General features: G+C 64.7%; 9 protein-coding genes. 4 read left to right on the forward strand and 5 right to left on the reverse strand.

The genetic code is table 11. From position 1 onward, the window contains the following. Positions 1-3 precede the first annotated feature (3 nt). Positions 4-1,986 carry a DEAD/DEAH box helicase gene (locus tag ABT24_RS08085; protein ID WP_276705977.1) on the forward strand — a complete coding sequence of 661 codons (1,983 nt, stop codon included), beginning with the start codon at positions 4-6 and terminating at the stop codon, positions 1,984-1,986. A 48-nt stretch (positions 1,987-2,034) separates the two neighbouring features. Continuing rightward, positions 2,035-3,267 (forward strand): spore maturation protein, encoded by a 1,233-nt coding sequence (locus tag ABT24_RS08090; protein WP_156054702.1) that lies wholly within the window; start codon positions 2,035-2,037, stop codon positions 3,265-3,267. Between the two features lie 12 nt (positions 3,268-3,279). Here the strand turns inward: ABT24_RS08090 and ABT24_RS08095 are convergent, their stop codons facing one another. The 5 genes from ABT24_RS08095 to ABT24_RS08115 all read right to left on the reverse strand — a co-directional run bounded on the left by ABT24_RS08095 (position 3,280) and on the right by ABT24_RS08115 (position 8,621). After that, on the reverse strand, positions 3,280-3,801 hold the full coding sequence (locus tag ABT24_RS08095; protein WP_276705976.1) for a hypothetical protein: 522 nt from the start codon (positions 3,799-3,801) through the stop codon (positions 3,280-3,282). 82 nt (positions 3,802-3,883) lie between these two features. Continuing rightward, positions 3,884-5,131, reverse strand: coding sequence for a M20/M25/M40 family metallo-hydrolase (locus tag ABT24_RS08100; RefSeq protein ID WP_276727052.1), 1,248 nt, complete (start codon positions 5,129-5,131; stop codon positions 3,884-3,886). Further along, positions 5,128-6,900, reverse strand: a complete 1,773-nt coding sequence (uraD, locus tag ABT24_RS08105; RefSeq protein ID WP_286737635.1) for a 2-oxo-4-hydroxy-4-carboxy-5-ureidoimidazoline decarboxylase — start codon at positions 6,898-6,900, stop codon at positions 5,128-5,130. The genes ABT24_RS08100 and uraD overlap by 4 nt, the downstream gene beginning before the upstream one ends. Positions 6,901-6,902: 2 nt before the next feature. Then, a complete protein-coding gene (gene puuE / locus ABT24_RS08110) occupies positions 6,903-7,850 on the reverse strand; it encodes an allantoinase PuuE (protein ID WP_276727056.1) in 948 nt (315 codons plus the stop codon). A 9-nt stretch (positions 7,851-7,859) separates the two neighbouring features. Continuing rightward, positions 7,860-8,621, reverse strand: a complete 762-nt coding sequence (locus tag ABT24_RS08115) for a GntR family transcriptional regulator (protein WP_276727058.1) — start codon at positions 8,619-8,621, stop codon at positions 7,860-7,862. Positions 8,622-8,792: 171 nt separating this feature from the next. Here ABT24_RS08115 and uraH point away from each other — a divergent pair, with 171 nt between their 5' ends. Beyond that, entirely contained in the window at positions 8,793-9,146 is a 354-nt protein-coding gene (uraH, locus tag ABT24_RS08120; protein ID WP_276727160.1) for a hydroxyisourate hydrolase, read from the forward strand. A 54-nt stretch (positions 9,147-9,200) separates the two neighbouring features. Beyond that, positions 9,201-10,058, forward strand: an 858-nt coding sequence (locus ABT24_RS08125) for a porin (protein WP_286737637.1), incomplete at its 3' end; no start/stop codon positions are given.

Here is a 10,058-nt window from a genome sequence, read left to right on the forward strand (position 1 = left end):
TCCATGACTTCACAACAAATCTCCCCCTTTGCCGAACTCGGCTTGCCCGAACCGTTGCTGCAAGCCCTGCGCGATGTGGGATATGAAACCCCGTCGCCCATTCAGGCGGCCACCATTCCGCCGCTGCTGGCTGGGCGCGATGTGCTCGGCCAGGCGCAGACCGGCACGGGCAAGACGGCGGCGTTTGCGCTGCCCATCCTGGCCAAGATCGATTGCAATGCACGCCACACCCAGGCGTTGGTGCTGGCGCCTACGCGCGAACTGGCCATCCAGGTGGCCGAAGCCTTTGCGCGCTATGCCGCGCATCTGCCGGGTTTCAACGTGCTGCCGATCTATGGCGGGCAAAGCTACGTGCCGCAGCTCGCCTCGCTCAAGCGGGGCGCGCATGTGGTGGTGGGCACGCCAGGGCGCATCATCGATCACCTGGAGCGCGGCACGCTCAAGCTCGACCAGCTCGCGCACATGGTGCTCGACGAGGCCGACGAAATGCTGCGCATGGGCTTCATCGACGATGTCGAGTCCATCCTGAAAAAGACCCCGCCGCAGCGTCAGGTGGCGCTGTTTTCGGCCACCATGCCCTCGGCCATCCGCCGAATTGCACAAACCTATTTACGCGATCCGCAGGAGATCACCATCAAGGCGGCCACGACCACCGCCACGCACATTCAGCAGCGCTACTGGATGGTCAGCGGTCTGCACAAGCTCGACGCGCTCACCCGCATTCTGGAGGTCGAGCCGTTCGAAGGCATGATCATCTTCGCCCGCACCAAGCAGGCCACCGAGGAATTGGCCGAGAAGCTGGCAGCGCGTGGATTCACCGCAGCGGCGCTCAATGGCGACGTGCCGCAGGCGCTGCGCGAGCGCATGGTGCAGCGGCTCAAGGACGGGCAGCTCGACATCCTTGTCGCCACTGACGTGGCGGCGCGCGGGCTGGATGTGGAGCGCATCAGCCATGTGGTGAACTACGACATTCCGACGGATACCGAAAGCTATGTACACCGCATCGGCCGCACCGGTCGTGCGGGGCGCAGCGGCGACGCCATTCTGTTCGTTACCCCGCGCGAGCGGCATTTGCTGCGCGCCATCGAGCGGGCCACGCGCCAGCCCATCACGCAGATGCAGTTGCCCAGCACCGAAGCGGTGAATGACAGCCGCATCAGCCGCTTCATGGAGCGCATCACCGAGGCACGCGAGCAGGAAGGGCTGGAAGATTACCAGCGCCTGGTCGAGCGCTACGAGCAAGAGTTCGACATTCCGGCCATCGAGATTGCCGCCGCGCTGGCGCGTATGGTGCAAGGCAACAAGCCGCTGCTCATGCGCCCGGGCAGTGAACCGTCCTACAACGCTGATACCCGCGAGGAGAGCCGCGCGCCACGCCGCGAGCGCGAACCGCGCGCGCCACGCCCCACGCGGGCCACACGCGAGGAGGCCCCTGCGGCGCGTGCGCCGCGTGAGCGCGCCAAGCCCCGCGATCTCGACGATTTCACCCAAACCCTGATGCAGGCGCGTGAAGCGGCCGATGCGGCGCCCCATTCGGCGCCGCGCGAGGTCGCGTCGGCCGAACATCCGCCGCACAGCGAGCGCGCCGCGCGAGGCCCGCATACCGCCAGCGATGTGCGCTTCGAGACCTACCGGGTGGAAGTCGGACGCGATCATGGCGTGGAAGTGCGCAATCTGGTCGGCGCCATCGCCAACGAGGCCGGGCTTGAAAACAAGCACATCGGCAATATCGCCATTCGCGGCGACCACAGCTTTGTCGAGCTGCCCGAAGGCATGCCCAAGGATGTGTTCCGCACCCTGCAAAAAACCTGGGTGAGCGGGCGTCAACTGCAGCTCACCAAAGCCGAGCCGGTGCGCGATACCGCCCGGGAACGTCCGGCGGCCCGAGCGCCCGCACGACGTTTCGATTCGGGCGACACGTCGCCCGCGCCCAAGCGCCGCGCCGCGCCGATGCCCGGTGGCAAGTCGTTCAAGCGCAAGCCTTGACGCGGCGGGACGAAGCAGGGGTCTGAAAGCGCGGCGTCGGCAAAACGGATGCTCAACCGACTCTGGCTCGGCTTTTTTCTGGTGGCCGCCGTTGCGGCTCTGACGCGCTGGGCACTGGGCGATGCGGCGGTGTTCGCCGCGATCACCGACAGCCTGTTCGCCATGGCCAAGCTCTCGGTCGAGGTGATGGTGCTGTTGTTCGGCACCCTCACCTTGTGGCTGGGGCTGCTGCGCATCGCCGAGCGCGCGGGGCTGGTTGAGGTGCTGGCGCGGGCGCTGGGCCCGCTGTTCCGGCGGCTGATGCCGGAAGTGCCGCAAGGCCATCCGGCCATCGGCCTGATCACCTTGAACTTCGCCGCCAATGTGCTGGGGTTGGACAACGCCGCCACGCCCATCGGCCTGCGCGCCATGCGCGAATTGCAAACGCTCAACCCCAGTCCGGACACGGCGAGCAATGCGCAGATCCTGTTCCTGGTGCTCAATGCGTCGTCGCTGACGCTGCTGCCGGTGAGCATTTTCATGTACCGCGCGCAGCAGGGCGCGCCCGACCCGACGCTGGTGTTTCTGCCCATTCTCATCGCCACCAGCGCGTCCACGCTGACGGGGCTGCTCAGCGTGGCGTGGATGCAGCGGCTCAAACTCTGGGACCCGGTGGCGCTGGCCTATCTGGGCGGCGGCGCGCTGCTGCTGGGCGCGCTGCTCGCGGGGCTGACGACGCTCAGCGCGGCGGCGCTGGCCAGCGTTTCGGCGCTGGTTGGCAACCTGGTGTTATTCGGCGTCATCCTCGCCTTCCTGTTGGCGGGCGCGTTCAAACGGGTGCCGGTGTACGAGGCCTTCATCGAAGGCGCCAAGGACGGCTTTGGCGTGGCGCGCGACCTGCTGCCCTATCTGGTGGCCATGCTGTGCGCGGTGGGGGTGTTGCGCGCCTCGGGCGCGCTGGGCTATGCGCTGGAGGGCATCCGCTGGGTGGTGCACGCGCTGGGCATGAACACCGACTTCGTCGCGGCGCTGCCCACGGCGCTGGTCAAGCCGTTTTCCGGCAGCGCCGCGCGCGCCATGCTGATCGAGACCATGCAGCATTACGGCGTGGACAGCTACCCGGCGCTGCTGGCCGCGACCATGCAGGGCAGCACCGAGACGACGTTCTACGTGGTGGCGGTGTACTTCGGTGCGGTGGGCATCAAACGCGTGCGCCACACCGTGGGTTGCGCGTTGGCGGCCGATCTGGCCGGAGTAGTGGCATCGATCGCGGTATGCGCGTGGTTCTTCGCGCCGCATTGAGCGCTTGTAGCGCTACCGTCCGAGTTGGCGCAGCAGGTTGATGGCCTTGGGCTCGCCATGTTTGGCGACCAGTGCAGCCTTGATTTCCGGGAGCAAAGCGAGCAACTGGTCGGGCGTCTGGCATTGCTCGATTCTGAGTTGCAGTCCGTAGGCCTTGATCATGCCCAGATGGCTGCTCACCAGGCCGTTGATCTGCTCGTAAAGACTGGAAAAGTCGGCAGTGGTGTTGACCTTTGCGGACTGCACGTCGACGGGCTCCAGCGCCAGTTCGGAGGGCAGTTCATCGTCATCGTGCAGAAATGAGTCAGCCTCCTCCTCAACTGTGGGTGCTGCGATCAGTTCGAGGGCGAGCAGTTGCTCCAGCGCGTCTTCGGGAGCGGAGATGGCCTGCATCAACTCCCGCAGGGTTTGCAGGTTGCGTTTGCCGTCCACCAGAAGCAGCACATTGCGCAACACACGCGATTGCAGAACCGCCCGCTTGGCGATCTCGTCCTGGCCCTTTTCGGTTTTGAATAACACGCTGTCTTGGCGCATGGCGGCGTCCTTCAGGCGAATACGAAACTACGCGGACTATATAGGGCTTGGCGTCGATTCGGTCGCCTGCGGGCAGGCAGACTCAGTGCAGCAGATCGAACAAGGTGCGCGCTACCACTTTGGTCGCGCGGCGCAGGTCTTCGAGCACGATGTGTTCGTCGGCCCGCTTGGCATTGCTCTCGCGCACGGTGCGCGGGCCCGCGCCGTAGATCACGGCGGGAATGCCGTGTTCGGCGTAAAGCCGCACATCGGTGTAGAGCGGGGTGCCGATGACCGGGACGGGTTCGCCGAACAGGGTTTGCGCATGGCGCTGCAGTGGCGTGGCCAGGCGCTCGAATCCGGGAATGGGTTTGAGCGCACGCGCCAGCAGCATGCGGCGAATGTCCACGGTGATGCCGGGAACGGTGGTGGCGGCCTGTTCGATCACACGGCGCAACTCGGCTTCGACCGTGGCCGGGTCTTCTTCGGGAATCATGCGGCGGTCGAGTTTGAGCACCACCTTGCCCGGCACCACGTTGGTGTTGGTGCCTCCTTCGATCAGCCCGACGTTGAGATACGGGTGGTCGATGCCTTGCACCTGCGAATGCATCTTGCGGTAGATCGTGTTCTGGGCATAGAGGGCATTGAGAATGGCCACGGCGCCCTGCAGTGCGTCCACGCCGGTGTGCGGAATGGCGGCGTGCGCCATGACGCCGTGCACCGTCACTTCGAGTTGCAGGCAGCCGTTGTGGGCGTTAACCACCTGATAGCTGAAACCGGCGGCGATTTCCAGGTCGGGCTTGGTGAGACCATGCTCCAGCAGCCAGCCGGGGCCGAGGGTGCCGCCGAATTCTTCGTCGTAAGTGAAGTGCAGTTCGACGCCACCCTTGAGCGGCACGCCCAGCGCTTCAAGGGCGCGCACGGCAAAGGTGTAGGTGGTGAAGTCGCATTTGCTTACGGCGGCGGCGCGGCCGTAGAGCTTGCCGTCTTCGATCTCGCCGCCGTAGGGGGGGTGCGTCCAGCCTTCGCCCGGTGGCACCACGTCGCCGTGGGCATTGAGTGCGATGACCGGGCCGCCCGCGCCATAGTTGCGCCGCACGATGAGGTTGGTGATGGACTCCAGGCCCTGCTCTTTGCAGGCTTCGGCGGGAATGGTGATTTTTTCGGCCGTCAGGCCGAAGTCGGCCAGCAGCTCGGCGGTGCGTTCGGCATGCGGGGCGTTGTTGCCCGGTGGGGTGTCGGTGGGCACGCGCACCAGTTCCTGCAGCATGCGGGTCTGTTCGTCGAAGTGGGTATCGACCCATCGGTCGAGGGCGGCGTAGGTAGGTGAGTCGCGAGTGGTGTCGGTCATGATGCGGCGAGGGTGTCGAGGAGATGTTGGAAGGCGGCGCAGGCGAGGTCGAGATCGTCGGCCGTGCTGGATTCGAGCGGGTTGTGGCTAATGCCGGCGTTTTCGCCGCGCACGAACAGCATGGCCTGCGGCATGACGGTGTGCAGCATCATGGCGTCGTGTCCGGCGCCGCTGGGCAGGTGATGCAGCGGTAGGCCGAGTGCGGTGACTGCGCGTTCCCAGCGTTGTTGCAGTGCCGGGTCGCTGGTGGCGGCCTGCTCGCGCATGGTTTGTTCGAGGGTGAAGCGCAGCTTGCGGCGGGCGCAAATGGCGGCCAGCTCGGTACGGGTGTCGGCCAGTACGGCGTCGCGCTGGGCATTGTTGGGCGCGCGGATGTCGAGGCTGAAACGGCAGCGGCCGGGCACCACATTGATCGACCCGCCGGGCACTTCAAGCAGCCCGACGGTGCCGACGCTATCGCCATCGGCGGCGGCGCGGCGCTCAAGAAACAGCGCCAGTTCGGCGGCGGCGCAGGCGGCATCGCGGCGCGCGTTCATCGGCGTGGTGCCAGCGTGGCTGGCCATGCCGATGATCTCGCCGACGCAGCGCACGCTGGCGTTGATCGAGGTGACGATGCCCAGCGGCAGGTCGAGCGCATTGAGCACCGGGCCCTGTTCGATGTGCACTTCGACGAAGCCGAGGTAACGCGCCGGGTCGCGGCGCAGCGCTGCAATGACGGGCAAGTCTGCGGGTAGCCCGGCGTGTCGCATGGCGTCGCGCATGGAGATGCCGTCGCGGTCTTGCTGGTCGAGCCAGGCCGGATTGAACGCGCCGGTGAGCGCGCCCGATCCGAGGAAGGTGGCCTTGTAGCGCTGTCCTTCCTCTTCGGCGAAGGCCACGACTTCGAGGCCGAAGGGCAGGCGCCGACCCGCGCGGTGCATGGCGCGCACGCAGGCCATGGGAATGAAGTGGCCGATGCGGCCGTCGTACTTGCCGGCGTTGCGCACGGTATCGTAGTGGCTGCCGGTGAGTAGGCGCGGGGCTGCGGGGTCGCTGCCTTGGTAGACGCCGACCACATTGCCGACGGCGTCGATGTTCACGGTGTCGAAGCCGCATTCGCGCATGGTGGCGGCAATCTCGGCGGCCGCGGCGCGGTGTGCGTCGGTGAGGTAGGTGGTGGTGAGTTCGCCGCGTTCTTTCCACGCCGGTTCGCTGTGCGTGGCGAGGTGTTCACACCAGTCCCACACGCGGTTGCCTTGTTCCGGCACGAAGCCGAATTTGTCGTTCAGCCGCAGTTCGGCAATGCGGTGGATCTGGCGCAGGGCTTCGGCAAACTCGAAGTCCGGCGGGTTGTCGGTGCGGCGCTCCAGCGTGGCGATGATCTGAGCCCGGCTCAGCCCGGCGCCGCGCGGACCGCGCACTGCGAGGATGAAGGGCCAGCCAAAGCGCGCGGTGTATTCGGCGTTGAGCGCGGTAATGCGGGCGAACTCACCGGGAGTGCAATGCGACAGCCCGGCGCGCGATTGTTCATCCGTGGACTCGGCTGTGAGCTGGCCCGCCACGGCCGCCTTGCCCGCCAGCTCGGGGTGAGCGCGAATCAGCCCGAGCTGTTCATCGCGGCTGGCCTGGCGCACCGTCTGCACCAGCGCCGCCTTGAGGGCGGCCAGGGTGGCAAAAGGGCGGGCCGCCCAGGTGCGCGCGGCAATCCAGCGCGAGTGTTCATAGACGCCGTCGAGCAGGTCGGTGAAAGCCGGCGCCGACGCGGCGTTGAGTTCAGCCAGAGTGGGCATGATCACTCCCAGATAAAAGCGGTGGCCGCATCGAAGGGATGCTCGGCGCGCCAGTGGTGTGCGATGTCGATGCGGCGCGCGATCCACACCCGGTCGTGGCGTTGCACATGGTCGAGAAAGCGCTGCAGCGCGCGGATGCGGCCAGGCCTGCCCAGCAGGCGCGCGTGCATGCCGATGCTGAGCATCTTCGGCTGATCTTCACCTTCGGCGTAGAGCGCGTCGAAACTGTCGCGCAGGTAGATGTAGAAGTCTTCGGCCTGCGCAAAACCCTGGGGCAGAGCGAAGCGCATGTCGTTGCTGTCCAGGGTGTAGGGCACGACCAGATGGGGCGCAAGGCTGCCGTCGGTCTTGCGCACCTGCAGCCAGAAGGGCAGGTCGTCGCCGTAATAGTCGCTGTCGTAGGCGAAGCCGCCGAAGTCGGCCACCAGGCGGCGGGTGGTGGGGCTGTCGCGGCCGGTGTACCAGCCCAGAGGACGCACGCCGCAGACGGCTTCAATCGCCTCCATGCCCAGCCGCATGTGCTCGCGCTCGGTGGCTTCGTCGAGGTTTTGATAGTGAATCCAGCGCCAGCCGTGACAGGCGATTTCATGACCCAGTTCCACGCAGGTGCGGGCCAGATCGGGTGTGCGTTGCAAGGCCATGCCCACGCCGAAGACCGTGAGCGGCAAGCCGCGGCGCTCGAACTCGCGCAGGATGCGCCACACGCCGGCGCGCGAGCCGTATTCATAAATGCTCTCCATGGTGAGGTGCCGCGCCGGGTAGGCGGCGGGATTGAACAGTTCGGAGAGGAACTGCTCGCTGCCCGCGTCGCCATGCAGCACGCAGTTCTCGCCGCCTTCTTCGATGTTGAGCACGAACTGCAGCGCCACGCGGGCCTTGCCCGGCCAGTTGGCCTGGGGCGGGTTGCGGCCGTAGCCGACGAGGTCGCGGGGATAGGGATGGGTCGACATAGTTAACTCTCAGGCCGCGTAGCTGCCCAACGCCTGCGCGAGATCGGCGCTGCTGGTTCTCGGGTGATAGAGCAGACTGTTTTCGGTGGCCAGAAGATGGGCCTCCATCAAAGCCTTGGCCTTGGCAACGTCGCGTGCTTCCAGGGCTTTGAGGATGTCGACGTGTTCGTCTGACGAATGCTGCGCCGCGCGCGACGACTGATACATCAGCGTAATGAGGGCGCAGCGCGAGATCAGCTCCGACAGAATCTGCGCCAGCACATGGTTGCCGATGCGCTCGGCCATCAGCACATGAAAATCGCCCAAGAGCCGCGTACGACCCGTCACATCCACCCGGCTGACCACGGCCTGCTCCTGCTTGAGGTGGGCACGCAGGGCGCGGAAATCGCTCGCCACGGCCTTTTCGCAAAACTCCTCGACCAGATGCTGTTCGAGCATTCGTCGCACCGCGAACACCTGCTGCGCTTCCTCGACTGAAGGTTGCGAGACAAAGGCGCCCCGGGCGGGCTCCAGCGTGACCAAATGATCGCGCGCGAGCTGGAACAAGGCTTGCCGCACGATGGTGCGCGACACCCCGTAGATCGCCGCAATCTTTTGCTCGGTGAGCTTGGCGCCGGGCGCCAGACGGTGTTCGATGATGGCTGCGGTGATGGCTGCGACGATGGTCTGCGTCGAGTCAGGCAGCGGGCTTTCGGCAGCGGCCACCGCACTCACGATCGTTCCAGCTGGGGTTTGTTGGGCCTTGGAGGTTTTTTTGCGGCTTGCTGTCATGGTTTCACTCCTTGCGATGTTTTCCGGGACGGTGTTTGCTGTCTCCAGGGCGTGTTCACTTGCAGCGTCTGCATTGTTGTGATTCCGTTTGACATGCAATAGCATACAACTTAAATTGCGATTGTATGCAAAAAATGTAGACCGAAATCAACGAATGGATCGATGACCACAATGGGCGCCTTGACCACACACATTCTCGACACCGCGCACGGACGGCCAGCCGCTGCCGTGCAGATCGATCTGTACGCCGAGCAAGGCGCAGAGTGGGTGCTGTTGCGTTCCGTGCAGACCAATGCCGATGGTCGTTGCGATGCGCCGCTGCTGCACGGCGCCGATCTGCAGCCCGGAAGATACCGGCTGGTGTTCCAGATCGGCGCCTATTTCAGGGCGCTCGGGCTGGCCTTGCCGCAGCCGCCTTTTCTCGATCAGATTCCCCTGGAGTTCGGCGTGGCCGATGCGCAGCAGCACTATCACGTGCCCTTGCTGGTGTCGCCCTGGAGTTATTCGACTTACCGTGGCAGTTAGACATCACGGACGACTGTTTGCTGTTTTATTTCCACAATCATCAAGGGACAAGAAATGAATAAACAACTCGCCATCATGACCATCGCTTTGGGCTTGGGTCTGAGTGCTGTGGCCCACGCCCAATCCAGCGTCCAACTCTACGGAACCGTTGATCTAGGTATTGAGCACTTCAACAACGGTGCTGGAAGCGTCAACAAGTTAGGCAACGGCATCCTCAACCCCAGCGTCATCGGGCTCAAAGGCCAGGAAGATTTGGGTGGCGGTACTTCGGTGTTTTTTCAGACCGAGACTTCGTTCTGTGCCAATGGCGTCGCCCCGGGGGCCACCAGTGCCAGCGCGCAATTCTGCGGCCCGGGTTTCATGGGCCGCACCAGTATCGTCGGATTGAAAGGTGACTATGGCACGTTCCAGATGGGGCGCATGTTTACTCTCAGCAATGGCGACTTCTACGTCATCGATCCCTTGCACAGCGACAGTCTGAGTCCGTTCGGCAATACCAATGTCGCCACTATCGGCGAGCCCGTCTGGTACAGCCAGGCAATTGCCTATTACTCGCCCAGCATCAACGGCTTCAATGCCGCGGCCATGTACCAGTTTGGCGATGGCATCGGCCTCAACAAAACGACTGGCGCCTACAACCTGCATTTGGGCTATGCGCAGGGGCCATTGTTTATCGGCCTGGATTACGAGAATCAGAAAGGCCCGAATGATGTCACAGCACTCAAGCACACCATGCTGGCTGCAGCCTATGACTTCAAGGTGGTTCGTATTGGCGCTTATGTGGCACGCAACAGGCCTGACCCTAGCAGCGGCAATCCCAGCTTGAACGCCTACGCTGTGACGGCAAGTGTGCCTTACGGCGCGGCGACCTTCATTGGCGAATTCGCCTTGCAGAGCGACAAGACCGTAGCG

This window comes from Thiomonas sp. SCN 64-16, from assembly GCF_001725585.1.
Classification (GTDB): domain Bacteria; phylum Pseudomonadota; class Gammaproteobacteria; order Burkholderiales; family Burkholderiaceae_C; genus Thiomonas; species Thiomonas arsenitoxydans.

Excerpts from the sequence above, each read along its gene's own strand:
- ABT24_RS08085 (WP_276705977.1), top strand. The coding sequence starts at position 4 with ATGACTTCACAACAAATCTCCCCCTTTGCCGAACTCGGCTTGCCCGAA.
- ABT24_RS08090 (WP_156054702.1), top strand. The coding sequence starts at position 2,035 with ATGCTCAACCGACTCTGGCTCGGCTTTTTTCTGGTGGCCGCCGTTGCG.
- ABT24_RS08095 (WP_276705976.1), bottom strand. The coding sequence starts at position 3,801 with ATGCGCCAAGACAGCGTGTTATTCAAAACCGAAAAGGGCCAGGACGAG.
- ABT24_RS08100 (WP_276727052.1), bottom strand. The coding sequence starts at position 5,131 with ATGACCGACACCACTCGCGACTCACCTACCTACGCCGCCCTCGACCGA.
- uraD (WP_286737635.1), bottom strand. The coding sequence starts at position 6,900 with ATGCCCACTCTGGCTGAACTCAACGCCGCGTCGGCGCCGGCTTTCACC.
- puuE (WP_276727056.1), bottom strand. The coding sequence starts at position 7,850 with ATGTCGACCCATCCCTATCCCCGCGACCTCGTCGGCTACGGCCGCAAC.
- ABT24_RS08115 (WP_276727058.1), bottom strand. The coding sequence starts at position 8,621 with ATGACAGCAAGCCGCAAAAAAACCTCCAAGGCCCAACAAACCCCAGCT.
- uraH (WP_276727160.1), top strand. The coding sequence starts at position 8,793 with ATGGGCGCCTTGACCACACACATTCTCGACACCGCGCACGGACGGCCA.